At 53.2% G+C, this 23,806-nt stretch carries 20 protein-coding genes; 11 read left to right on the top strand and 9 right to left on the bottom strand.

What is annotated here, in order from left to right:
• Nucleotides 1-15: 15 nt before the first annotated feature.
• Nucleotides 16-684 (bottom strand): DUF480 domain-containing protein, encoded by a 669-nt coding sequence (locus L1D43_RS05690; RefSeq protein ID WP_239850266.1) that lies wholly within the window; start codon nt 682-684, stop codon nt 16-18.
• Nucleotides 685-784: 100 nt separating this feature from the next.
• The gene (locus tag L1D43_RS05695) at nt 785-1,618 is read right to left on the bottom strand and encodes a S1-like domain-containing RNA-binding protein (RefSeq protein ID WP_239850267.1); all 834 of its coding nucleotides are present in this window, start codon (nt 1,616-1,618) and stop codon (nt 785-787) included.
• Nucleotides 1,619-2,166: 548 nt separating this feature from the next.
• On the opposite strand from L1D43_RS05695, the gene speA reads away from it, so the two are divergent.
• From speA to pdxH, 4 genes are all read left to right on the top strand, one after another.
• Complete coding sequence (gene speA / locus L1D43_RS05700; protein WP_239850268.1) at nt 2,167-4,080, top strand: biosynthetic arginine decarboxylase; 1,914 nt, start codon at nt 2,167-2,169, stop codon at nt 4,078-4,080.
• A 77-nt stretch (nt 4,081-4,157) separates the two neighbouring features.
• Nucleotides 4,158-5,078: an S-adenosylmethionine decarboxylase proenzyme gene (locus L1D43_RS05705; protein WP_239850269.1), complete on the top strand. Its 921-nt coding sequence runs from the start codon at nt 4,158-4,160 to the stop codon at nt 5,076-5,078.
• Between the two features lie 27 nt (nt 5,079-5,105).
• On the top strand, nt 5,106-6,029 hold the full coding sequence (gene speB / locus L1D43_RS05710; RefSeq protein WP_239850270.1) for an agmatinase: 924 nt from the start codon (nt 5,106-5,108) through the stop codon (nt 6,027-6,029).
• Nucleotides 6,030-6,056: 27 nt separating this feature from the next.
• A complete protein-coding gene (gene pdxH, locus L1D43_RS05715; protein WP_239850271.1) occupies nt 6,057-6,713 on the top strand; it encodes a pyridoxamine 5'-phosphate oxidase in 657 nt (218 codons plus the stop codon).
• 79 nt (nt 6,714-6,792) lie between these two features.
• Here pdxH and L1D43_RS05720 read toward each other — a convergent pair whose 3' ends face one another.
• On the bottom strand, nt 6,793-7,569 hold the full coding sequence (locus L1D43_RS05720; RefSeq protein WP_239850272.1) for a hypothetical protein: 777 nt from the start codon (nt 7,567-7,569) through the stop codon (nt 6,793-6,795).
• Between the two features lie 239 nt (nt 7,570-7,808).
• On the opposite strand from L1D43_RS05720, the gene cysB reads away from it, so the two are divergent.
• Nucleotides 7,809-8,783 carry an HTH-type transcriptional regulator CysB gene (gene cysB / locus L1D43_RS05725; RefSeq protein WP_239850273.1) on the top strand — a complete coding sequence of 325 codons (975 nt, stop codon included), beginning with the start codon at nt 7,809-7,811 and terminating at the stop codon, nt 8,781-8,783.
• Nucleotides 8,784-8,876: 93 nt separating this feature from the next.
• On the opposite strand, the gene L1D43_RS05730 is transcribed toward cysB, so the two are convergent.
• Nucleotides 8,877-10,253 (bottom strand): L-serine ammonia-lyase, encoded by a 1,377-nt coding sequence (locus L1D43_RS05730; protein ID WP_041511572.1) that lies wholly within the window; start codon nt 10,251-10,253, stop codon nt 8,877-8,879.
• A gap of 358 nt (nt 10,254-10,611) precedes the next feature.
• On the opposite strand from L1D43_RS05730, the gene nagZ reads away from it, so the two are divergent.
• From nagZ to L1D43_RS05745, 3 genes are all read left to right on the top strand, one after another.
• Nucleotides 10,612-11,625: a beta-N-acetylhexosaminidase gene (gene nagZ / locus L1D43_RS05735; protein ID WP_239850274.1), complete on the top strand. Its 1,014-nt coding sequence runs from the start codon at nt 10,612-10,614 to the stop codon at nt 11,623-11,625.
• Nucleotides 11,626-11,700: 75 nt separating this feature from the next.
• On the top strand, nt 11,701-12,243 hold the full coding sequence (gene ycfP, locus L1D43_RS05740) for an alpha/beta hydrolase YcfP (RefSeq protein WP_239850275.1): 543 nt from the start codon (nt 11,701-11,703) through the stop codon (nt 12,241-12,243).
• A gap of 540 nt (nt 12,244-12,783) precedes the next feature.
• Nucleotides 12,784-13,053, top strand: coding sequence for an acylphosphatase (locus L1D43_RS05745; protein ID WP_011865427.1), 270 nt, complete (start codon nt 12,784-12,786; stop codon nt 13,051-13,053).
• A 125-nt stretch (nt 13,054-13,178) separates the two neighbouring features.
• Here L1D43_RS05745 and L1D43_RS05750 read toward each other — a convergent pair whose 3' ends face one another.
• From L1D43_RS05750 to L1D43_RS05760, 3 genes are all read right to left on the bottom strand, one after another.
• Nucleotides 13,179-14,117: a peptidoglycan binding protein CsiV gene (locus L1D43_RS05750; protein ID WP_239850276.1), complete on the bottom strand. Its 939-nt coding sequence runs from the start codon at nt 14,115-14,117 to the stop codon at nt 13,179-13,181.
• Nucleotides 14,110-17,592 carry a transcription-repair coupling factor gene (gene mfd / locus L1D43_RS05755; RefSeq protein WP_239850277.1) on the bottom strand — a complete coding sequence of 1,161 codons (3,483 nt, stop codon included), beginning with the start codon at nt 17,590-17,592 and terminating at the stop codon, nt 14,110-14,112. Before mfd ends, L1D43_RS05750 begins: the two co-directional genes overlap by 8 nt.
• Nucleotides 17,593-17,667: 75 nt before the next feature.
• A complete protein-coding gene (locus tag L1D43_RS05760) occupies nt 17,668-18,249 on the bottom strand; it encodes a hypothetical protein (RefSeq protein ID WP_239850278.1) in 582 nt (193 codons plus the stop codon).
• A 95-nt stretch (nt 18,250-18,344) separates the two neighbouring features.
• Between L1D43_RS05760 and L1D43_RS05765 the strand changes: the two genes are divergently transcribed.
• Genes L1D43_RS05765 through lolE form a run of 3 tightly spaced genes read left to right on the top strand, consistent with a single transcriptional unit; the run spans nt 18,345 to nt 21,532 of the window.
• On the top strand, nt 18,345-19,577 hold the full coding sequence (locus L1D43_RS05765; protein WP_239850279.1) for a lipoprotein-releasing ABC transporter permease subunit: 1,233 nt from the start codon (nt 18,345-18,347) through the stop codon (nt 19,575-19,577).
• A 3-nt stretch (nt 19,578-19,580) separates the two neighbouring features.
• Nucleotides 19,581-20,282, top strand: a complete 702-nt coding sequence (gene lolD / locus L1D43_RS05770; protein ID WP_239850280.1) for a lipoprotein-releasing ABC transporter ATP-binding protein LolD — start codon at nt 19,581-19,583, stop codon at nt 20,280-20,282.
• Nucleotides 20,279-21,532: a lipoprotein-releasing ABC transporter permease subunit LolE gene (lolE, locus tag L1D43_RS05775; RefSeq protein WP_239850281.1), complete on the top strand. Its 1,254-nt coding sequence runs from the start codon at nt 20,279-20,281 to the stop codon at nt 21,530-21,532. Before lolD ends, lolE begins: the two co-directional genes overlap by 4 nt.
• 27 nt (nt 21,533-21,559) lie before the next feature.
• On the opposite strand, the gene L1D43_RS05780 is transcribed toward lolE, so the two are convergent.
• Nucleotides 21,560-22,915 carry a diguanylate cyclase gene (locus L1D43_RS05780; RefSeq protein ID WP_239850282.1) on the bottom strand — a complete coding sequence of 452 codons (1,356 nt, stop codon included), beginning with the start codon at nt 22,913-22,915 and terminating at the stop codon, nt 21,560-21,562.
• Between the two features lie 369 nt (nt 22,916-23,284).
• Nucleotides 23,285-23,791: a DUF2062 domain-containing protein gene (locus tag L1D43_RS05785; RefSeq protein ID WP_041511563.1), complete on the bottom strand. Its 507-nt coding sequence runs from the start codon at nt 23,789-23,791 to the stop codon at nt 23,285-23,287.
• Nucleotides 23,792-23,806: the final 15 nt, after the last annotated feature.

Here is a 23,806-nt window from a genome sequence, read left to right on the forward strand (position 1 = left end):
TGTTTCAGATTGTTGTTAAATTTTACCTAAGAGTTCGGCAACTTGTTGTTTTAGCTCGGCGACTTCCTGCTCGAGTTGCGCGACGCGACCGACAAGCTCATCGTTTGGCGGCGGCATAATCCCTTGCCCTGGCGAGGCTTGAGGCACAGCTTGAGGGGCTGACTGAGTCGCTAGTTGCTCATCGACTTCGCTGAAGAGTTCGATGAAGCGTGACTCCCGCTTGCCCGGCTCTCTGGCAAGCTGGCGCACCAAGGGGGGCTCCATCTGAGACAGGCTAGTGAGGGCTTGCTCGACCTGACTGACATCGCTAAAGGCGTGTAGCCGGTTGCTACGAGTTCTTAGCTCACCTGCGGTCTGCGGTCCTCTCAACAGGAGTAGACAGATTATCGCGACCTTATCTTCGCTCAGCTGGAGATCGCTAAACTCGGTATTGCAAAATCTATGCTTGTATTTGACGACTCGAGAGCCGAAACCACTCTGCTCGGCCACCAGGCGTTTCTTCGCCAATGAATCCAGTGCGGCCTGGGTATCAGACTCCGACAAATTCATCACAGGCTCGCGGCTCGATTTTTGATTACAGGCCAGGGTGAGCCCGTTCAGGGAGAGGGGATATTGCTCTGGCGTGGTTTTTTCTTTTTCCAGCAGACAACCGATCACACGTGCTTCATGGGAGGTGAGTTTCATGATTTAGGTACTCGGATAAAAAAAGCATAGCCCTGTTATAACAGAGCCATGCTTTTATGCAAAGACAATCAGAGGCTTGGTAACCTTTGCTGCTTAACTTCTATTCAGTCAGGCGGATACCGTCGGCTTCGATGGCGATCTGCTGGCGCTTGTAGAGGCCGCCGATACTCTTCTTGAAGGCCTTCTTGCTCATGGCGAGCTCGGCGTAGATCACCTCGGCATCCGTCTTGTCGGTCAGGGGCAGGAAGCCGCCAGCCTGGTTGAGTTTCATCAAGATAGCGGTGGCGTGCTTGTCCAACTCTTCTTTGGCGCCGCGCTGCAAAATCAGATCTATCTTGTCGTCACTTCTGACCCGCTTGATGAAGCCTTTGATACGCTGGCCAAATCTGAGGGGCTGATACACCTCATTCTTATAGAGCACGCCCCAGTGGGTGTTATCTACGATGGCCTTGTAACCAAGATCTGTCGTACCGGCGATGATGAGGCTCACCTCTTGGCCGTTCTTATATGGTGGCGGCGTTTTATCGAGGAACTTGTCTATCTTAGATGAGGCGACGATACGGTCGTCGGCGCTGTTGACATAGACATAGACCAGATAGGAGCGTCCCACCTCGATCTCCCTGTGCTGCTCACCAAAGGGCAACATCAGATCTTTATCCAGGCCCCAGTCTAGGAAGGCGCCGTAAGGACCGGTCGCGACCGCCTTAAGGTAGGCAAACTGGCCCACCTGCGCCTTGGGGCGTTTGGTGGTGGCGATCACCATATCTTCAGAGTCCAGATAGAGAAAAACCTCGACGCTGTCGCCTATCTCGCAGCCTTGTGGGGCAACCTTATTAGGCAGTAATACCTGGCCGAATTCATGGGCATTTAAGTACACACCAAAATCGACGCGTTTGACGATCTCTAAGGTGCAGCGTTTTCCTATCTCTATCATCTGGTTCTCTATAGCTAATGGCTTAGACGTTAAATGTGGCGATTATAGTGGAAATCTTGCCAAGATGCTTTAGCCTAAGTTGTTTATTCTGGCGTAAATGACATTAATTTCGGCCAAGCGGTGGATGAAGGCTTTCGACTCGAATGCTGGGCCGAGTGGAATCTCGTTAGGTGGTCCAGTCGATAACCTAACGCTAGCGGGCTGAAGACGGCATTTACTGTAAAAAACGCTGAACACCCGTAAGGGATAAAAGGCAGTCTGGGCGCGTGTTTGAATGCAAAAAACCTTGTAATAAATTAATGTGATAATGATACTTGCATTTAGTTAAATTCAGGGGTTTAATTGCGCGCCTTTTTTTACTTTAGACAAGTATAAATTGAGTTAACTAATATGGCGGGGACTCGAAGGATAACTTCGATATCTGACACCCAAAAACGGTGTTGATGTTGCGGCTTATTTACCTGATAGGTGCGATAGTAAGTAACATTAATGTGTTGGCAGACAAAGCAGCTGCCGAATATGAATGTAAATAGACAGGTTGAGAGAATATGAGTAATTGGTCTATTAAAGATGCTTATGTTGGTTATAACGTTAATTACTGGAGCTCTGGGCTCTACGGCATAAGCGAGGCCGGTGAGGTGACGGTGTCCCCGGATCCTAATCATCCTGAGCACACTATAGGGTTAAATGAACTCGCTAAGGATATGGTCAAATCCGGCGTGGCCTTGCCTGTATTGGTGCGCTTCCCGCAGATCCTGCATCACAGAGTCAATAGCCTGTGTAACGCCTTCAATCAGGCGATCACCCGTTATGACTATCAGTCAGATTATCTGCTTGTCTATCCCATCAAGGTGAACCAACAGCAAACTGTGGTCGAAGAGATCCTGGCGAGCCAGGTCTCTAAAGAGGTGCCGCAGCTTGGCCTAGAGGCCGGTAGTAAGCCTGAGCTGATGGCGGTACTCGCCATGGCGCAGAAGGCCAGCTCGGTGATCATCTGTAATGGCTACAAAGATGTGGAATATATTCGCCTGGCGCTAATCGGCGAAAAACTGGGTCACCAGGTCTATATCGTGCTGGAGAAGCTCTCAGAGCTAAAGGTCGTCCTCGAAGAAGCCAAGAAGCTGGGCGTGACTCCGCGTCTTGGTCTGCGTGTGCGTCTGGCCTTCCAGGGCAAGGGCAAGTGGCAAGCCAGTGGCGGTGAGAAGTCTAAATTTGGTCTGTCTGCGGCTCAGGTGCTGAACGTTATCGACTCCCTCAAAGCGCAGGACATGCTCGACAGCCTGCAGCTGCTGCACTTCCACCTGGGCTCGCAAATCGCCAACATTCGCGATATCCGTAGCGGTGTGAGTGAGGCAGGACGTTTCTATTGTGAACTGCAGAAGATGGGCGCTAACGTTAAGTGCTTCGACGTGGGTGGTGGCCTGGCGGTGGACTATGACGGTACCCGTAGCCAGAGCAGCAACTCGATGAACTATGGCCTGACCGAATACGCCAATAACATCGTCAGCGTGCTGAATGATATGTGCCGCGAGTACGATCAGCCTATGCCGCGTCTCATCTCTGAGTCTGGTCGCTATCTCACGGCGCACCACGCCGTGTTGATCACAGATGTGATTGGCACCGAGGCCTATAAGCCTGAAGATCTGCAGGCGCCGGACGAAGAGGCACCGCAGCAACTGAAGAACATGTGGGATTCATGGGGTGAGGTGAGTGGCCGCGCCGATCAACGCGCCCTGATCGAGATCTACCATGACGTACAGAGCGATCTGGCCGAGGTGCACTCACTGTTTGCGCTAGGGCAGATGAGCCTGTCCGACAGAGCTTGGGCGGAGCAGATGAACCTGCGCGTCTGTTACGAGCTCAAGGGCGTGATGAGCGGCAAGTATCGTTTCCACCGTCCGGTGATCGACGAGCTCAACGAGAAGCTGGCGGACAAGTTCTTCGTCAACTTCTCGCTGTTCCAGTCGCTGCCCGATGCCTGGGGTATCGATCAGGTGTTCCCTGTGATGCCACTAAGCGGTCTGGATAAGGCGCCCGAGCGCCGCGCCGTAATGCTGGACATCACCTGTGACTCAGACGGTACTGTGGATCAGTACGTCGATGGTCAGGGTATCGAAACCACGCTGCCGGTTCCGGCCTGGAGTGCAGAGAGCCCATACCTTATCGGTTTCTTCCTGGTGGGTGCCTATCAGGAGATCCTTGGCGATATGCACAACCTGTTCGGTGACACTAACTCGGCCGTGGTCAGGTTAGACGATGATGGCCTGGTGAATATCGAATCGGTACTGGCCGGTGATACGGTTGCCGACGTGCTGCGCTACGTTAACCTGGATGCCGTCTCTTTCATGCGTACTTATGAGGAGTTGGTGAACCTGCACATTCAGGAAGATGAGCGGGCCAACATTCTTGAAGAGCTGCAGATTGGACTGAAGGGCTACACCTATCTGGAAGATTTTTCCTGATTGGCAGGCTAGCCTGTTTCGCCTGGGATCTCGGCTGATTTATGCCGGGATCCTTTAAGACGATGAGGAGCGGGTAGATGTATTTTGAAGGGGCGGAGAAGCGCTTATCGCTGACGCTGGCGCCGGGTTATCCGTCGCTCAGGGCCTTGGGCGATGCCTATTGGCGCCGCGCCCTTTTAAAGAGTGATACAGAGATCCTCTCTAAGCTAAGCAGTGAGCAATGCGACGCATACCTGCTCAGCGAATCCAGCCTGTTCGTCTGGCACGATAGCCTGGTGCTCATCACCTGTGGCAACACCCGACTTATCGAGACGGTACTGTTTCTGGTCGATTCATTCGGTGGCAAGCAACTTGCCAGTCTGAGTTTTCAGCGTAAGAGCGAGATCTTACCCGCCTTGCAGAGCAGTCGCTTCGAGGAAGATATCGCCCGTCTGAGTGGCATGCTAAGGGGCAATGCCTATCGTATCGGCCATTTGGATGGTCATTATCATCAACTGTTCTTTTCGGGAAAAATGGCGCGGCTCAAGCCCGTGCAAGTGGTGCAGATGTACCATATTCGCGGCGATGTGGCCGACTTTCTGCTCAGCGATAAGCAATCGACTCAAGCGATCGCCAGCAGACTGAATTTATCCCGGCTCTTGTCTGGGTTTGATTTAGATGCGCACCTGTTTTCGCCCCTTGGCTATTCGCTCAATGCCCTGCGCGGTGAGGACTATTTCACCCTGCACATTACCCCCCAAGAGACGAGTTCCTATGTGAGTCTTGAAACGAATTTGTCGCTCGGCGCCGGTCTTGACGGTATAGTAGTTGAGTTACTCAAGCGCTTGAATCCGCTCAGCTGGGACATTGCAGGATTTGAGGCCGAGGAGCCAGGATATTGCCCCGAGCAGTATAGTCTGCAGGCTCGCGGCGAACTTGCCTTGGTAGATGGTCAAGGCTTATATATAAAACACTATAAACAGCGTGATTGTGAGCAGTTGTTGCCCGTTACGTTGTGATCTTTACTTCTATGATTTGGAGCATATATGACCACTATTGCAGATAAGCCTGATTACTCGCTTTACTCAAATGCATTTGGTTATTTAAGACAGCCACTAGACTTTAAACCGCTCGAGAGCGATGCCGATGTGGTGGTATTGGGATTGCCGTTTGATATGGCGACTACGGGCCGCTCGGGTGGTCGTATGGGCCCTGGTGCCATACGTCAAGCCTCGGTAAACCTGGCCTGGGAAGAGTGCCGTTGGCCTTGGGATTTTAAGTTGTCCGATCACCTTAAAATGGTCGATGCGGGCGATCTGGTATTCGATTGTGGCGATGCTGCCGATTTTACCCAGCGCGTCGAAGACTTTGCGACGGCCATTCTCGACTCTGGTAAGGCACTACTCAGCTTCGGTGGCGATCACTTTGTGACCCTGCCGCTACTACGTGCCCACTACAAGAAGCATGGCAAGATGGCGCTGCTGCATTTCGATGCCCACACAGACACCTATAGCCAGGGTAGTAAGTACGACCATGGCACCATGTTTTTCCACGCGCCTAATGAAGGGATCATCGATGCCTCTCACTCTGTGCAGGTGGGGATCCGTACCGAGTATGATAAGCCAAGCCACCTGTTTAAGGTGATCGACGCCGCCGCGGCCAACGAGCTAAGCGCCGATGAGATTGTCGCCCAGATTAAAGACCGTGTCGGCGACATGCCTTTGTACGTCACCTTCGACATTGACTGTCTGGATCCAGCCTTCGCGCCGGGTACGGGTACGCCTGTATGTGGTGGCCTCACCAGCGACAAGGCGATGAAGATCATTCGCGGTCTGCGCGGCATGAACGTGGTGGGCATGGATGTGGTAGAGGTGGCGCCAGCCTATGACAGCGCCGAGATCACCGCATTAGCCGGCGCGACGTTAGGCCTGGAGATGCTACACGTTTGGGCTTGTGCCCATAAGAAGTAAACCAAACGGGACAGGGTAAGGAAGCAGATGTCGAACTTAAGTGATATTAGACGAGAATACACCCTGGGCGGGCTGCACCGAGAGGAGCTGCCCGACAATCCCATGGTGTTGTTTGAGAAGTGGATAGAGCAGATCCGTGATGCTGAGATCCTGCCGGATCCCACCGCCATGTCGGTGGCGACCGTCGATGCCGAAGGTCAACCGTTCCAGCGCATCGTGCTGCTAAAACGCTTCGATGACGATGGCTTTGTGTTTTTCACTAACCTGGCCAGTCGCAAGGCGGAGCAGATAGCGCACAACAACAAGGTGAGCCTGCTGTTTCCCTGGCACGCCCTAGAGCGTCAGGTGGCGGTAACGGGCGTGGCGGAGCAGCTCTCCACCACCGAGGTGCTTAAGTACTTCGTTACGCGTCCCAAGGAGAGTCAGATCGCTGCCTGGGTGTCTAAACAATCCAGTAAGATCTCTGCGCGTCAGGCGCTTGAAAGCAAGTTTGCCGAGATGAAGGCCAAGTTCAGCCAGGGTGAGGTGCCACTGCCTAAGTTCTGGGGTGGTTATCGTGTGCGGCCCAGCAGCATAGAGTTCTGGCAGGGCGGTGAATATCGACTGCACGATCGCTTTCTCTATACGCGTCAAGACGCTAGCCGCCTGGATAGTGGCTGGAATATCGACCGTCTGGCGCCTTAAGTGTTTTTCGTTAAAGAGATGCTTTAATAATAAAAAACCACCGCTTGCGGTGGTTTTTTGTTTTAAGTGATGCCTGTGGTTACCATTTCTTCTTCGGCTGGAACAGCACATCGATATCGTCTTCTTCGCTCTTCTGTTGTGGGGCATTAGGCTGGGCCATCTTCTGCGCTCCCATGATCTCATCGAGGAGCAACTTGGCTTCATCCACCTTCTTGGTGATAAAAGGATCGTTTGGCGTCAGCGCCTTAATGGTGTGCAGGGTCGCCAATGCCTTGGTTACCATCTGCTTGGAGGAACCATATTGCTTCATGAAGCAGGCGGTGCGGGCGCGGGACAACATAGAATCTACATTGATCCTCAGCTGCAGGCTATCTACACGAGCCTCTTCCTGGGCGAAAACGTTAGGGTCGACCTTGCCCTTGTTGTGTTCGGCGCGCAAGATGGCCTTGAGTTTCTTTAACACCTTAACCAGATCCAGGATCTGTTTGTCTGTGTCCGGCAGGCGAAAGCTCTCTATGGCTGGGGTCTGTTTCTGGGCGTTGTTCAGGTTCTCTATCTGGCCAGTAAGATCGGTGAGACGACGCTGGTAGTCGGCCGCCTGAGGGCCGCCTAAGGTGACAGACTGGCTTAAGGCGTCTTGTACTCGCTTATAGAGGATGAGCACCAGATTGGTAGAGCAGGGAAACATTCCTGTGCATGAAAGCACGTTTTCGGTTTCATCGATGATGGCTCTTTGTCTGGCTAATTCTGTTCTTCGCTCGGCCTCGGCACGTTCTTTTTGTTGTTGGATGACATTGATGCCAATAACCAATAGCAACAATGCACCGATGAGGATCAGAACCAAAGTAAAAATCATAGATCTACCAATTTTTATGCAATTCCATTAATGCTACTATAAATCAACACGCTAGCATAGTTATCTTAGACTAGCTTTATCGTTATGTCGTGTGATTCATCTCACCTCTATGCTATATTCCCCTTTGATTTAATTTTTCGCCTGTACTATAACTAATTATTATAGTAACTCTTATGATTAGGGTACCGATTTCAGGCCGTGGCGCTCACTAAGAGACCGACCTTTGCAAAGGAAAGACGATGAAGCTGCAACAACTCAGATACATTGCCGAAGTGGTGAATCACAACCTTAACGTGTCGGCGACCGCTGAGAACCTTTACACCTCTCAGCCTGGGATCAGTAAACAGGTGCGCATGCTTGAAGATGAGCTGGGCATCCAGATCTTTGGCCGTAGCGGTAAGCATCTAACCCATGTGACACCGGCCGGTCAGCAGGTGATCAATATTGCCAACGACATACTGGGCAAGGTGGAGAGCATCAAGAAGGTTGCCGAAGAATATACCAAGCCGGATCAGGGTGAGCTCAACATAGCCACCACTGATACTCAGGCGCGATATGCCTTGCCGGGGATCATCCGCGCCTTTATCGACCGCTATCCCAAGGTAAACCTGCATATGCATCAGGGGACGCCTTCGCAAATAAGCGAGCTGGCGGCGCGGGGCGATGCTGACTTTGCCATCGCAACAGAAGGGATGCATCTGTATACGGATCTCATCATGTTGCCATGCTATCACTGGAATCGCTCCATAGTGGTCACCAAAGATCATCCTTTGGCCTCACGCACTCAGATCAGCATCGAAGACTTGGGCCGTTTCCCGCTAGTCACCTATGTGTTTGGCTTCGATAGAGAATCAGAAATCGAGAAGGCCTTCAACCGCGCCGGTATCGACCCTAGGGTGGTGTTTACCGCCACCAGTGCCGATGTGCTCAAGACCTATGTCAGGTTGGGCTTAGGGGTTGGGGTGATCGCCTCCATGGCGATCGATCCTGTGATAGACAAAGATCTGGTGGCCATAGATGCCAGCCATCTGTTTGCCCACAGCACTACTAAGATTGGCTTTAGGAAGGGCAATTTCCTGCGTAATTATATGTATGAGTTTATCGAGCATTTCGCGCCGCATCTGACCAAGGATATTGTGGAGAAGGCGGTGGCGTTAAGAGACCCTCAGCTTATCGAGAACCTGTTTGCGGATGTGGAGCTGCCGATCCGTTAAGGCGAGCGTTTGAGCTTAACTAAGATAAGCAGATGTTTAGCCATAAAAAAACTCGCCCTAGGGCGAGTTTTTTTATGTTTCATTCATTGCCGATTAACACTCGACTATGTTAACGGCCAGGCCGCCCTTAGCGGTTTCCTTGTACTTGCTGCGCATATCTTTGCCGGTATCCATCATGGTCTTGATCACCTTATCCAGGGAGACCTTGTGGTTGCCGTCGCCGCGCATCGCTAGGCGTGAGGCGTTAATTGCCTTTACCGCGCCCATGGCATTACGCTCGATGCAAGGCACCTGAACTAGGCCGCCAACAGGGTCGCAGGTGAGGCCCAGGTTGTGCTCCATGCCGATCTCGGCGGCGTTTTCCACATGCTCTACTGTGCCACCCATTATCTCAGTGAGTGCAGCGGCGGCCATGGAACAAGCCACGCCCACTTCGCCCTGACAGCCCACTTCGGCCCCCGAGATTGAGGCGTTCTTCTTATAGAGGATGCCAATGGCGGCCGCGGTCAGCAGGTATTGGCAACAGATATCCAGATCCACCTCTTGAACGAAGGTATCGTAATAGCAGAGCACGGCCGGAATGATGCCGGCGGCGCCGTTGGTCGGTGCCGTCACCACGCGATCGCCGGCGGCGTTTTGTTCGTTAACCGCCAGGGCAAACAGATCGACCCAATCCATGGCGGTCAGCGGATCAACCACCGTCTTGCTCTCGGCCTTAAGGCGTCGATACAGCGCCGGTGCCCGGCGTCTGAGTTTCAGGCCGCCAGGGAGTATGCCCTCCTTCTGATAGCCACGCTCGACACAGGTCTTCATGGTCTGCCAGATGGTCCACAGGCGCTCCTTGATGTCCTTCTCGCTGGCGATAGACAGCTCGTTCTCCATCATCAGCGCAGAGATACTCAGACCGTTCTCGACGCACATGTCCAGCAGCTCGGCCGCGCTGTTAAAGTCATAGGGCGCCGCTTCGATAGGAGAGGCGGGCGAGGCATCCTGCGCCTGGATCTCATCCTCATCTAAGATGAAGCCACCACCAACAGAGTAGTAGGTGCGCTGGTAGATACAGTTTCCCTTGGCATAGGCGTAAAGGGTCATGGCGTTGGCGTGGGCCGGCAGACTCTTGCGTCTGTGGTAGGTGATGCCATCTTCACGGCTGAAGCGCACCACCTTGTTGTTGGGCATGGTTAAGGTTTGTGTGTCGTGTACCTGCGCCAGGGTGGCGTCGATTTTGTCGGTATCCACGGTTTCAGGGGCTTCGCCCATCAGGCCTAAGATCACCGCCTTGCCTGTGCCGTGGCCCTTACCGGTTTGGCCGAGTGAGCCAAACAGCTCTGATCTCAGCTCATCTGTGTCTGCTAGATGACCATGTTTTTCTAAATCTTGAATGAAGACATTACCCGCTTTCATCGGGCCAACGGTATGGGAGCTTGAGGGCCCGATACCAATTTTAAACATGTCAAAAACGCTAATCATTATAAAACCCTGTTGTAATCATTATTTTCGTTATGCAATCTCAGTGATTTTAGGCCAATTTATTTATTCATGCCTGAGGGGGCGTTAATGTGGCCCCGTTGTGCTAATCTTGCGAGCACATTAAGATCGTCAATTATTAAGTATCCCATACTTTAGTCGCAGCTTTCGCATTAGTTTTTTTCAAGAAAAAGTTTCGCATTAGGCATACTATTGCTAACCGCGGAGGCTTGAGGAGAGCTGCTCGATGATTTGTGGTTTTATCAATTGTATACAAAAACTTAGGTGATTTCGCCTTTCTGAGTGTTTGTTTAGCGTTAGCGTCAATTAAACTGATTTAACAGTTTTTCTAGGGGGAGTTGTGAGTTATTTAATGATGGATTTATTATCCACCGAGATGAATGCGCAGGAGCAAGCGCAGTTGATGCATCCCATGGTCGGTGGGCTGATATTGTTTTCCCGCAACTACCAAGATCGCGACCAGCTCTGCGCCTTGGTGGCCTCCGTGCGTGCCCTAAGACCCGAACTGCTTATCGCAGTAGACCATGAGGGAGGCCGGGTACAAAGATTTATCGACGGCTTTAGTAAGATCCCCGCGATGGGCGACATATTGCCGGCAGCCAAGCAAGATCTTCCATTGGCCAAGGAGTGGGCGACCGAGCTTGGCTTCCTCATGGCCGTCGAGCTACTGAGTTGTGATATCGATTTAAGTTTCGCGCCTGTGCTGGATCTGAACGGCATCAGTCAGGTGATAGGCACCCGGGCCTTTAGCGATAAAACTGATGAGGTGATCGCCTTGGCCGACGCCTTCATTCAAGGGATGCAGGATGCCGGGATGGCGGCGGTGGGCAAACACTTCCCCGGCCATGGCAGCGTGGCGGCAGATTCTCACATCGCCAAGCCGGTCGATGAGCGCAGCGAAGCCGAGATCCGCGCCCTGGATATGGTGCCATTTCAACACCTCATGGGGGTTAAGAGACTGCAGGGGGTGATGCCGGCTCACGTGATCTACCCTAAGGTGGATGCTAATCCGGCGGGCTTCTCATCCTATTGGCTCAAGAAGGTGCTGCGCGAAGAGTTGAAATTCGATGGGGTGATCTTTTCAGACGACCTTGGCATGAAGGGCGCCGGCGTGGTCGGCGGCTATCCCGAGCGGGCAAAGGCGGCCATAGAGGCTGGTTGTGACATGATATTGCTGTGTAACGACAGCCAGGGAGTCAGCGAGCTGTTAACCTCGTTCGAGTGGCCAGAGCAGGGTCCACAGGTGCCGGCGCGTAAACTACTGGCTAATAGGCCTCAGGTCGCCAAGGCGTTAGAGGATGAATCTCGTTATCTGGCGGCAAGAAGCATAGCAGAGCAGATCTGTATGGGCTAAATTTGATGTAGCGCAACAACAGGCAATGATGAGTTAGCTAAAGTTAATATTCACTTACAGTTAGCAGGTAACAGGATGATCCTCTATTTCCACGGTTTTGACGCCACCAGTCCGGGTAATCATGAAAAAATGCGCCAGCTGCAGTTTGTCGATCCTGACGTGCGTCTGGTGAGCTACAGCACGCTCCACCCCAAATATGATATGCAGTATCTATTGAACGAGGTGAGTCGTCAGCTGAACCAGAGTGATGATCCCGCGCCCCTGGCGATAGGCGTCGGTCTCGGTGGCTATTGGGCCGAGCGCATCGGTTTTCTCAATGGGCTCAAAACCGTGATGATCAATCCCAACCTGCATCCGGAAGACAATATGCTCGGCAAGATAGACAGGCCCGAGGAGTATGCCGATATCGCTAACAAGTGTGTCAGTCAGTTTAGGGAGAAGCATAAGGGCCGTGGCATGTGTATCTTGTCCCGCCAGGATGAGGTGCATGACAACCAAGCGGTGGCCAGTACCTTAGCGCCTTTCTATCCCATCGTTTGGGATGAGGAGCAGCGCCACAAGTTTCCATCGCTGGCGGCGCACCTTGGCGAGATAAAGGCCTTTAAAGAGCGGCAGTAACAATGTTTAGTCCAAAAAGGAGCCTGCAGGCTCCTTTTTTATGGGCGAACCATACTGACAACACAGAGGCAGGCTGAGTGATTATGCGTCAAGCCGCTTGGCTGTTGATGCTGGCTTAATTGGCTTAGCTGGCATAGAGGTTTTGGGATAAGTGGCTCAGGGTCAAGTCGCCTTCCCTAAGCCTTGTTGGTTTAAGAGGGAAAATGCCGGTATTTTTCGAGTCATAGAGAGTACCATTTTTCAGGGGCTTATGGCGATTAAATGATAAAAAATGGTTGAATATCCTGAATTTAGCCCATTGCTGAGCGTAAGTGGTCAACAAATTTTGTTATTCAAATCTAGCATAGCTTATCCATTTTGTGATACAAAGTGATACATATTGCTACATGATGGTCTTAACGACCTTTTCCCAGTTTGCGTATGTCGCCCGATGCAGCTAACCACTTTATTAGTTAGCTGTTTTTTTTGTCTATTTTTTGCCCATCCACCAAGTTTAGGTTATCTTCAAAGGGTTAGATCGATAAGAAGAACGAGGCGCAGATGAAGCGGGTATTATTGACAATATCGGGAAAGGTTCAGGGCGTATGTTTCAGGCGATACAGTCAGCTGAAGGCCAATGAATTGGGGCTGACGGGATATGCCAAAAACCTGGAAGATGGCAGGGTACTGATTTTATTGCAGGGAGGCGGCTTAGCTGTCGATCGTTTTATCGCCTGGAGTGAGCAGGGATCCCCCCAGTCTGTGGTGGACAATGTGCTGGTGGAGGAAGACGAGGCAGATGAGATCTACCTCGATTTTTCTGTCTATTGAGGTGAGTCGCTGCCCACTCGGTGACTAATAGACCTTAGTACAGGATGAGGTAGATGAGCGCTACCTCTTCTCGCTCTGCCTCTTCTCTAAGAGTTAGTTTTTACTATTAGCTTCTGGCTATTAAGCTAGTTTTGCGGAATGACGCTCGGTTGGCTCAACTCTGAGGGACGCTCACCTGGCTGTTCCATCTTTCTGATCTGTAAAATCATGCCCATGTTAGGGTGATCGAAATAATGGATTTCGTCGCTCTTCACTCGCTTATTCTGTGTCATATAGATATTGTGCAGATAAGGTATCTGGCTCACAAGGGTTTCATCCTCAGTTTGAGGCGGTGTTTTACTGCCTGCTCTATGCAGGGTTAACGCCGTTTCCACATAGAGGTAGTGATTCAGGTAGATGTTGAGCGTGCCGTCGAGTGCCCAAATAGGCTCCGCCTGCTTTTCCTCGAAATTCAAATCGAAATTAAACTGGGGAATGTCGCTGTTATCGAGCTGGGGCGCAGCATTCACCGCGTAGCCATCCTCATTGAAGCGGTCTGAATAATCTTCGCCGCCATAGAGGCGCACAGGCTTGGCCTGATGACGAGGTAGCATAGACTGTTGCCAAGTCATGTGTAGCAGACTCTTGTGTCCTGCCTCGCGCTTTAAGGTGTCGATCATCGCACCAAACTGCGACTGAGAGTCGGCTAATAAGACTGTGCCCGCGCCCAGGGTGGCGTATTGCGGTGTCGGGGCGCCTATGGTTGCTGGGATCTGGCTTGGGTGAGTCACCTGTGCCTGTTGAAGTTGCTTGTCGCATTCTTCGGGCGTTTCCAGCCACTGCTGTGCGTTGCAGCCCTCAAGGCCTAGGCTGGCGCCGGTAATATCTGTGGCAAATAGCGGCGAGATCATGTCTATCGGTTGACGCGTGTGGCGATTGCCAGGGCTTGCCAAGGTTTCTTCTAATTGACTTCCCTGACGCTCAAACAGGTAAACTTCCACCTCAAACCAGCGCTCATTGTCTGCCCAGGCGGCGCCGGATAGTGAGGCGAGGGTGGTCACCAATAAAAGACTCTTTTTAAGCACGGGGTTCTCCAAGGCGATTTTGCATGAGTTGAGAGATGATCAGGGATAACAGGGCTAACCTATCCTTGTCTGTCTCTGTTGGCATCAAGAATTTTAACTTACTTGGGCCGTCCATACGATAATTTTGTGGCTGACTCTGTAATAGCCCTATGATAAAGCCAGGATCGACACAGTGGTCGTTATTAAATTCCAGGCTGCCGCCCTTGGCATGCATCTCTATCTTGGCGATGCCGAGTGCCGTCGCCTGGTGTTTGAACAGGGAGACTTCCATCAGGTTCTTGGTCGCCTGTGGCAAGAGGCCGAAGCGGTCGATAAGCTCGACCTTTAACTCGTCCAGTGCCTGCGCCGTGGCGCAGTTGGCGATACGCTTATAGAGTGACAGGCGGATGTTGACGTCGCCCACATAGTCTTCCGGCAGCAGGGCAGGGATGCGCAGGTCAATCTCGCACTGTCCTCTGAGCATCTGATCAAGTGACGGCTCCTTGCCCTCCTTGAGGGATTTCACCGCATCTTCGAGCATCTCCATGTAGAGGGTAAATCCTATCTTGGAGATGTGGCCGCTCTGCTCATCACCCAAGAGTTCCCCGGCGCCGCGGATCTCAAGATCTTGGGTCGCCAACATGAAGCCTGCGCCGAGATCTTCCAGTACGCCGATGGCTTCCAGGCGCTTGACGGCATCCTTGGTCATGCGTTTAGGATGCGGTGTCATCAGGTAGGCATAGGCTTGGTGATGGGAGCGTCCGACTCGTCCCCTCAGCTGATGTAGCTGTGCCAGGCCGAAGTTGTCGGCGCGCTCTATGATGATGGTGTTGGCGCTGGGAACGTCGATGCCGGTCTCTATGATGGTGGTACATACCAACACATTGTATTTCTGGTGATAGAAATCTGACATCACCTTTTCCAGCTCGCGCTCGCGCATCTGGCCATGGGCGGTGATCACTCTCGCTTCGGGCAGCAAAGCCTCGATTTCACGGGCGCGCTTCTCTATGGTTTCGACGCTGTTGTGCAGAAAATAGACCTGGCCGCCCCTTAATATCTCACGCAGAAGCGCCTCGCGCACCGTGGCGTCGTCATACTCACGCACAAAGGTCTTCACCGCCAGGCGCTTGGCCGGCGGTGTGGCAATGATGGAGAGATCCCGCATGCCGGACATCGCCATGTTGAGGGTGCGCGGAATAGGGGTGGCCGTCAAGGTGAGGATGTCGATATTGGCGCGCAGCGCCTTGATCTTCTCCTTCTGACGCACGCCGAACCTGTGTTCCTCGTCGATAATGAGCAGGCCGAGGTTTTCAAATTTAGCCTCGGACTGGAGCAGCTTGTGGGTACCAATGACGATATCCACTTGGCCGAGTTCCAGCTGCTTGAGTACCGCCTGTTGTTCCTTGGCGGTTTTAAAGCGAGACATCACCTCTATCTTGATTGGCCAGTCGGCAAATCTGTCTTTGAAGTTCTCATAGTGTTGCTGGGCCAGCAGGGTGGTAGGTACCAAGATGGCCACCTGTTTGCCGTCGTTGACCGCAACGAAAGCGGCGCGCATGGCCACTTCCGTCTTACCAAAGCCCACATCGCCACACACTAGTCTGTCCATCGAGATGGGGCTGCACATGTCGGTGAGCACGGCATCGATGGCGGTTTCCTGATCCACGGTTTCTTCGAAGGGGAAGCTGCCGGCAAACTGAGCGTACTCTTCTCTATCTAGCTTGCAGGCCTCACCGGGACGAGCCTGACGGCGGGCGTAAACGTCTAACAGCTCGGCGGCCACATCGCGGATCTTCTCAATTGCCTTACGCTTGGCCTTGGTCCAACTCTCGTTGCCCAGCTTATTGAGCTGTGGCGAATCATCGGCGCCGACGCTGTATTGGCTGATGAGGTTGAGGGAGGCGACAGGCACATAGAGCTTATCGCCGCCGGCGTATTCCAGTTTGAGATACTCAGCCACCAGCCCGCCGGTGTCTAAGGTCTCCAGCCCCTGATAGAGGGCGACGCCGTGATCAAGATGGACTATGGGCTGGCCGACCTTGAGTTCCGCCAGATCTTTAATCAGGGCATCCTGGCTGACCTGACGCTGTTTATCGCGCCTACGTTGCTGGGCGATGCGCTGACCAAACAGCTCGGTTTCACACACCAGGGCCCAGCTTTGACCCTTCTTAGGGTGATAGATGGCGCCCTGAGCCAGCGGCGCGACAATCAAACCAAAGGGCTGAGGCTTTTGGCTGAAGCTATCCAGATGGTCCACCAGTGCTGGTTTTATCTCTATCTTGGCCAGCAGTTCCAGCAGCGCCTCGCGGCGGCCCTCTGATTCGACGCAGAACAGGATTGGCATGCCGCCATCGGCAAATGCTTTAAGGCTAATGAGCGGTTGCTTTAGCTTGTGGTTAGCGGTGATGTCAGGTAATGGCTCGACCTGTGCGGCGATGCTGGTGCCCGTTGCCTCATTGCCCTTGACCAGGAAGCGTGGCATCTGCTTAAAGGCTTCGAAGACTTGCTCGGTCAGCAGGTAGAGGTCTTTTGGCGGCAGCAGTGGCCTGAGGGGATCGACCCGGCGATTCTCATAACGCTGGTGGATCTCCTGCAGGTGGTGCCTAGCCGCACCTTCGAGATCGCCTACCTGCACCAGTTGACACTCACCTGGTAGATAGTCGAACAGGCTGGCTGTCTCATCGAAGAACAGCGGCAGGTAGCTCTCAATCCCTGCGGGCATCACCTTGCGGCTCACCATCTGATAGATGGACTCGGGCTCCTTGACCACGACCTCGAATTGGCGGCGGTAGCGCTGCCTAAAACCCTCGATGGCGGCGTCATTGGTCGGAAATTCCTTGGCCGGTAGCAGGCGAATCGATTGGATCTCGCCGCTGGAACGCTGAGTCTCAGGGTCAAATTCGCGGATGGATTCGACCTCGTCATCGAACAGCTCTATGCGGTATGGACTCTGGGCCCCCATGGGAAAGAGATCTATGATAGAGCCGCGCACGGCAAACTCGCCATGCTCGTAAACCTGCTCTACATGATGATAGCCGGTGTTGACCAGCTGGCTGCGCACCGCCTCTAATGGATAGTTGTCGCCCTTGCTGAGAAGCAGAACATTGCCGGTTAAGAAAGACTGTGGCGGCAACTTCACCATCAGGGTGCTCATGGGCACTATCACCAGGCTATGGCCTGCGCTCGGGATCCTGGATAAAGTCTCTAGCCTCTGGGATACCAAGTCCTGGTGAGGCGAGAAGCTGTCATAGGGCAAGGTTTCCCGGTCGGGGAAGAGCATGACAGGCACGTCTTGTGGCGCTAACAGGTAGCCTAGCTCGGCCTCTAGCCTGAGCGCGCTGGGCGTATCTGGCGTCACCACTAAGGTCAGGCCACTGTGCTGCTCGCACAATTTAGCCAGGCTGATCGCCTGGGCGGCGCCGGTTAATTGGCTCAGAGTTTGCGGGGATTTGACCCCTTTGACTTTAGGTGGTGTGAGGATGGAGAAAGCATTCATGAAAACAGACTAAGGCCAACAATCGACAATGATGCGGTCATTGTAGAGACTTAGCCCCGTCAGTGCCAGTGAAAACTACCTTGGGGTTTGTTGCTGCTTTTTACGTTGTTGTAATTGTTTTTGTTGAATATTTAGGCTGGCTTTCACCAGTTGCTCGACGTCCTCATCGAGAATTTCGATAAAGCTGAGCTCGCAATCGAAACCGCCCTCAGAGGCTTCCTCTTCGCAGCGGGTACACTCACCGATGCAGAGAATGGCGATAAGCGCCTCCCTGATATGTAGGGTGATGCGATAGGCCTCGCCGGGCACAAGCTTTGTTGGGCTTAAGATATGTATACCGCTGCCGCCAAAATGGAGCCCACTGCACCTTTCACCCTCGTGGGTCTGCTGCTCCAGCACATGCTGCAGCACAAGATCGATTTTGCGCGACTGTAGTTTGAGGTAGTCGACTACGGTGCGCGCCTCATCATCTAGGTTTCGAAGTTGCAGCAGACAATCGGCTTCCATCGCCTTCACTTGGCTGATGAGCTGCATACCGAGGGGCAGCATGGCTCTGAGTTCATGGTCGTTGGGCAGCGGCTGCTCCTTAGGCCAGGGCGATAGGTAAGCGGCGAACCCATGCGCGACGCTAAAATAGGAGTTTGATTGGCTGTTCAACGGATTGCCTCTTGTTTTTAGGGGGCTATTCCCCCTATTATCGTGCCCATCTTAATGATTTATCAAGGCTCTGATATAAAGAGACCCTGCCAAACATGAATTTAGCGTTATCTTGGACCATAGGTTACCGGTACTGGCGAGCACGTAAGGCCAATCCATTTGCCTCATTTATTACCCTGTTTGCCGTATCGGGGATCTTGCTTGGGGTGGCGGCGCTGATCATTGTCAGTTCAGTGATGAATGGCCTAGAGGGGCAGCTCAAGCAGCGCATTTTGGGCGCGGTGCCGCAACTGACGGTGCACAGTGAGCAGCATCTTGGTGACTGGCAGTCTGTCGCATCCAGCCTTGTCGATGGCAAGCAGATCTTGGCCATGAGCCCGAGCGTGGCCACCCAGGCCATGTTGCAGGCACCGGGTAGCATCAGCGCGGTGCAGATCTATGGCATCTATCCCGAACTTGAGCAAGACAATCTCGCGCGGCTTAACCGCCATTTCAATGGCTCCCTCGATAGTCTCGAGGCGGGCAAATACCGCATTGTTATAGGCGCCGAGCTGGCGCGCCGCCTGGATGTGAAGCCCGGCGACAGGCTTCGTGTGTTGAGCGGCGATGGCGTGGTCTATTCACCGCTGGGGCCGGTACCGAGTCAGCGTAAGTTTACCGTGGCCGGCGTCTTCGAGATGGGCTCCCAGGTCGATGCAAGCCTTGCCTATATACACCATGAAGATGCGCTGCGCCTGATGCGCAAATCCCCAAATGAGATCAAGTCGCTGCGCCTCTATCTGGCCGACCCCTTCAAGGCAAGCAAACTGGCGCCTAAGGTCAAGGCCGCGTTTGAGGCCGCGGGTGATAGCGTCACCACCAGCGATTGGCGTGAGAGCTATGGGCATCTGTTTTCGGCGGTGAAGATGGAGAAGAACATGATGTCGCTTATGCTGAGTCTCATCATCGCCGTGGCTGCCTTCAATATCGTCTCGGCCCTGGTGATGATGGTGGTGGATAAGACCACAGATGTTGCCGTGCTGAAAACCCAGGGCCTGACCACAGGGAGCATCATGGGGATCTTCATGATCCAGGGCTCCCTCAATGCCGTCTTAGGCTTGGTGGGCGGCCTGGTTATCGGCGTACTGGCAACTTTGAATATTAACACCCTCTTTTCGGCGCTCGGCATTCATGTGCTTGGGGCTGGTCAACGCCTGCCGGTGCAACTCGAGTGGGGGCAGTTGTCCCTTATCGTGGTCGGCACCCTGGCAATCACATTTTTGGCGACCGTTTATCCCGCGCTGCGGGCGGCAAGCGTGCAACCAGCCACAGCTTTAAGGTACGAATGATCTATGACCCAACAGGAAAAATCTTTGTTACTTCAAGTCAATAACGTTAGCAAGCGCTATCACGAAGGCAGCATAGACACCCAGGTGCTCAGCGGTGTTAGCCTCAGTATCGCCAAGGGCGAACAGGTGGCTATCGTTGGCAGTTCGGGATCGGGTAAGAGTACCTTGCTGCATATCATGGGCACCTTAGATAAACCGAGCAGTGGTGAGGTGATGTTTGACGGCGAAGATCTCTATCGGCTGTCACCATCACGTCAGGCGGCTATCCGCAATCAGGAGCTGGGGTTCATCTACCAGTTTCACCACCTTTTACCCGAGTTTACCGCGCTTGAAAATGTGGCCATGCCTGGACTTATCCAGAAGCGGCCGCGCCAAGAAGTTGAGCAGGAGGCGACAGAGCTGCTTAATCGCGTGGGCCTTGGGCACAGGCTGCATCATACACCGGCCGAGATGTCGGGTGGTGAACGCCAGCGTACGGCGATAGCCAGGGCGCTGATCAATCGCCCGAAACTGGTGTTGGCCGACGAGCCTACCGGAAACCTGGACGCCGCGAGCGGCGATACCGTCTATGAGCTTATCCGTGAGCTGGGCAGCCAGCTGGGTACCGCCTTTGTGGTGGTGACCCATGATCCTAAGCTGGCCGCGCGCATGGACAGACAACTTAAGATGCAAGATGGACAGTTAAGCGCCTGGGAGATGGCATGAGAGAGAGACTCGCCTTCTGGGTAGGCTGGCGCTTCTACATGGCGCGTCAGTCCAATCGTTTTATCAGTTTCATCTCTTTTGCCTCGACGGCGGGTATCGCCCTTGGGGTGGCCGTGCTGATCACAGTACTGTCGGCCATGAACGGCTTCGAGCAGGAGCTTGAGCAGCGTCTGCTGGGGGTCGTGCCCCATGGAGAGTTGACCGGGGTGAATGAGCCGCTTCATGATTGGCCCCAGATAGCCGAGGATGCCAAGAAGATCCCAGGCATTCTGGCCAGCGCACCCTTTGTGCGCATTCAGGGGCTGATTCAGAAGCCTGGTGGCTTTCAAGGGCTCACGGTTATCGGCATCACGCCAGCGCTAGAAGCCAAGGTGTCAAACATAGATGACTTTATGCCAGAACCTGCCTGGCAGGCGCTGGCCACTAAAGAGAACAACATAGTGCTGGGTAAGGGGCTCGCCGATGCCCTGGGGTTGTCGCTTGGCAACACTCTAAGTCTCTACACGCCGAACCTCGCGGGTAAGTCTGCGGGTCGAGGTCTGGGCTCGGCCAAGAGTCATCAATTTAAGGTGGCGGGTATCTTTGAGCTTGGCGGCGAGCTAGATCTGACGACGGCCTATATCTCGCTGGATTACGGCGCCGAACTGTTGGGGCTGGGTGAGGGCGTGAGCGGGATCCGCATCAAGGTCGACGATGTTTTCGCCGCGCCGCAGCTGATCCGCACCTTGGGCTATAGCCAGTCGCAATATATGTACCTGTCGGACTGGACCCGTACCCAAGGCCATCTCTATCAGGACATTCAGCTGGTGCGCGCCGTGATGTATCTGGTGCTGGCGCTGGTGATCGCCGTGGCCTGTTTCAATATCGTCTCCACCTTAGTGATGGCGGTACGTGACAAGCAGTCGGAGATCGCCATCTTGCTGACCATGGGGATGGCCAAGGCCACCATCATGGGGATCTTCGTGGTGCAGGGCGCGCTAAATGGCCTGTTGGGTTGCTTGATTGGTGCGGGGCTGGGGATCACCCTTGCGCTGAATCTAAGTTCTATCGCCAGCGGTATCGAGCAGCTGTTTGGCGTGCAGCTCTTATCGGCCGATGTCTATTTCATCGATTTCTTGCCATCACAGCTGCATCTGTTGGATGTGATGCTGGTGGTGTCACTTGCTTTGGTGATGAGCCTGCTGGCTACCCTCTATCCGGCCTGGAAGGCGAGCCGCATCCATCCCGCCGAGGCATTGGCCGGGCGCTAAGACTAGGTCGTAAATTAGGAATAGTCTTTAGTGACTTTCCCGGTAGGCGCGTTTTTGTTGATACATCCGCCTGTCGGCATCGGAGAGTAACTCTTTGATGTCGGCATTTTGCCCATCAAAAGTGGCGTAGCCTATGCTGAGCGAAGGCGTCAGTTGCTGTGATCGCCAGCAGAAAGGCTGGGACTCTATCGCCTGGGTGATGTGAGCCATGATGGCTTCAATCTCCTGCCCGTCGGTAACGTCATAGAGCAAGATGAGAAACTCATCGCCGCCAAATCGCGCGACCGATCCCTTAATCCCCACCTCTGTCACTAGACGATTGGCGACATATTTTAGCAACTCGTCGCCCGCTTCATGTCCCAGTTCGTCATTCACCCTTTTAAAGTCGTTCAGATCTATGTTGAGTAAGGTAAAAGATGGCTGGTTATGCTTGTTCATCACGCGGTCGAGCTCATTGATGATGAAACGTCGGTTGGGGAGATGGGTTAATTCATCGTGCAGGGCCGCCCTGTGGGTGTGCTGATAGTTACGAAACAGCAGCAGCATCAGCATATACAGGGTAAAGGCTGCGACCGTGCCCGTGCCGACTATGCCTAGGCGCAGATGATTGATGCGGGAGAGATTTTCAACATGAAATTTGGCGGCCAGGTTCCAGGTTGCACTGGGCAACTTGATGGGATAGATCACATCGGCATCTTCAAAAATACCGGGATCGCCATAGAAAACCTGTTCCGCTTCGTTAGCGTTTAGCTGTTTCTTGATGGCGATATCGCCGCCCTGAAATTGCGTGATCCCCGTATCATACAGTAACTGGTTATAGTTCATCACCACGCTCACCCCGCCCCAATATTGGGTGTTTTGGGGATAGTCTTTGAAGATAGGGTAGCGGGCGATAAGGCCCAGCCCACCTTGCACCAGATTCACCGGTCCGGCAATAAACACCGACTGCTGCTCCTTGGCAAGTAGCACTGTCTTTAGCTGATTTGGCTGAGTGCGAAAATCGAAGCCCACCGCCTTCTCGTTGCCCTTGAGGGGATAGACTAAGGAGATGATATTGTTTGGTGCGATGGCGACATTGCGTACGTACTGCGCCTTGTCGAGCAGTTTGGCGGCGATCACATGCCAGTTTTTCATGGCAAAATCGGGGTCTATAGTCACCACTGTGGCCAGACTATCGGCCAGATAGGTGTCTTTATAGATGGTGGCCTCGAAGTTGAAGCGAAGCAGCGCCAGGTTTTTGCGCAGGTTTTCCTCTTCTTGCTGGATCTCATTGTTAACAAAGTACTTTGTTAGCGCACTTATGGTGATCACTGCGGCGAGCAGAAATAAGCAGGAGAGCAATGCGAAGATCGCGACATGTTTTCTATTTGAATTTAAGTGCATGGCCTTCCTGCATTTATTGTGATTATTCTAACGAGCGACTTCATCTAGGGCATGTCATTTAGGTAGATACAAAGCGTTAACCTTGTGATCAATTTGTTCATTCTATCTTAAGTTTCTATGAGATGCGAAGGGGCAATTTCAGCAGCTTATGCTGTGGGTGATGATTAACCCAGTGTGATCGTCGATATCGGGGTAATGATTTAGTTAAGTGAATGCTTAAGTGACTAGCTGCTTACCAGGCTAACTGCTTGTGTGATCAAGTGAGCTAAGCCCGGGTCACAACTCAAGGCAATAGGTCGCGAGGTTTAAGAGGCATAGATGTACTGCCCGGTGACTAATGCCGGGTAACCAATGTAGTGTGAAACATCACTATTTGGCGCGATTCTTCCACTTAAACAGGATCGAGTACTTCCACAGGTTGTGAACGACAAAGTAACCCGAGGCCGCAAAGATGATCCCAAACACCAGGCAACCCAGCAAGAATGGTGGGCCTATGGTGAAGAGTGAGGCCTCTATCCATTGCCAGCTGGCTTCGAAGGCAAATTCTTGGGGGGGGTGGCCGAGTAGTTTGGCGCCAAAGAGGTAGGCGGCGTAGAACATAAAGGGCATGGTAACAGGATTGGTGACCCACACCAGCGCGACGGCGACAGGTAAGTTACAGTTAAACAATATGGCTAACGCCGCGGCTAATACCATCTGAAACGGCATGGGGATCCAAGCGACAAACAGGCCGACCGCAAAGGCGAGGGGAGCGGAGCGTCGATTCAGTGCCCAGAGGTTAGGTTTGTGTAGCAGCTTACCGAACATCTGCAGGTGTTTATGATTCTGCAGCGTCTCGGGTTTGGGCATATATCGTTGAATGAATTTTTTTGGCATAGCTTAGTGTTGCAG

The organism is Shewanella sp. Isolate8, assembly GCF_022398495.1.
Taxonomy (GTDB): domain Bacteria; phylum Pseudomonadota; class Gammaproteobacteria; order Enterobacterales; family Shewanellaceae; genus Shewanella; species Shewanella aquimarina.

Coding starts and splice junctions, on each gene's coding strand:
- L1D43_RS05765 (WP_239850279.1), top strand. CDS start 18,345: ATGAATTTAGCGTTATCTTGGACCATAGGTTACCGGTACTGGCGAGCA.
- cysB (WP_239850273.1), top strand. CDS start 7,809: ATGAAGCTGCAACAACTCAGATACATTGCCGAAGTGGTGAATCACAAC.
- L1D43_RS05695 (WP_239850267.1), bottom strand. CDS start 1,618: ATGATAGAGATAGGAAAACGCTGCACCTTAGAGATCGTCAAACGCGTC.
- pdxH (WP_239850271.1), top strand. CDS start 6,057: ATGTCGAACTTAAGTGATATTAGACGAGAATACACCCTGGGCGGGCTG.
- L1D43_RS05720 (WP_239850272.1), bottom strand. CDS start 7,569: ATGATTTTTACTTTGGTTCTGATCCTCATCGGTGCATTGTTGCTATTG.
- speB (WP_239850270.1), top strand. CDS start 5,106: ATGACCACTATTGCAGATAAGCCTGATTACTCGCTTTACTCAAATGCA.
- L1D43_RS05690 (WP_239850266.1), bottom strand. CDS start 684: ATGAAACTCACCTCCCATGAAGCACGTGTGATCGGTTGTCTGCTGGAA.
- lolD (WP_239850280.1), top strand. CDS start 19,581: ATGACCCAACAGGAAAAATCTTTGTTACTTCAAGTCAATAACGTTAGC.
- L1D43_RS05745 (WP_011865427.1), top strand. CDS start 12,784: ATGAAGCGGGTATTATTGACAATATCGGGAAAGGTTCAGGGCGTATGT.
- L1D43_RS05785 (WP_041511563.1), bottom strand. CDS start 23,791: ATGCCAAAAAAATTCATTCAACGATATATGCCCAAACCCGAGACGCTG.
- L1D43_RS05730 (WP_041511572.1), bottom strand. CDS start 10,253: ATGATTAGCGTTTTTGACATGTTTAAAATTGGTATCGGGCCCTCAAGC.
- L1D43_RS05705 (WP_239850269.1), top strand. CDS start 4,158: ATGTATTTTGAAGGGGCGGAGAAGCGCTTATCGCTGACGCTGGCGCCG.
- L1D43_RS05780 (WP_239850282.1), bottom strand. CDS start 22,915: ATGCACTTAAATTCAAATAGAAAACATGTCGCGATCTTCGCATTGCTC.
- lolE (WP_239850281.1), top strand. CDS start 20,279: ATGAGAGAGAGACTCGCCTTCTGGGTAGGCTGGCGCTTCTACATGGCG.
- mfd (WP_239850277.1), bottom strand. CDS start 17,592: ATGAATGCTTTCTCCATCCTCACACCACCTAAAGTCAAAGGGGTCAAA.
- speA (WP_239850268.1), top strand. CDS start 2,167: ATGAGTAATTGGTCTATTAAAGATGCTTATGTTGGTTATAACGTTAAT.
- ycfP (WP_239850275.1), top strand. CDS start 11,701: ATGATCCTCTATTTCCACGGTTTTGACGCCACCAGTCCGGGTAATCAT.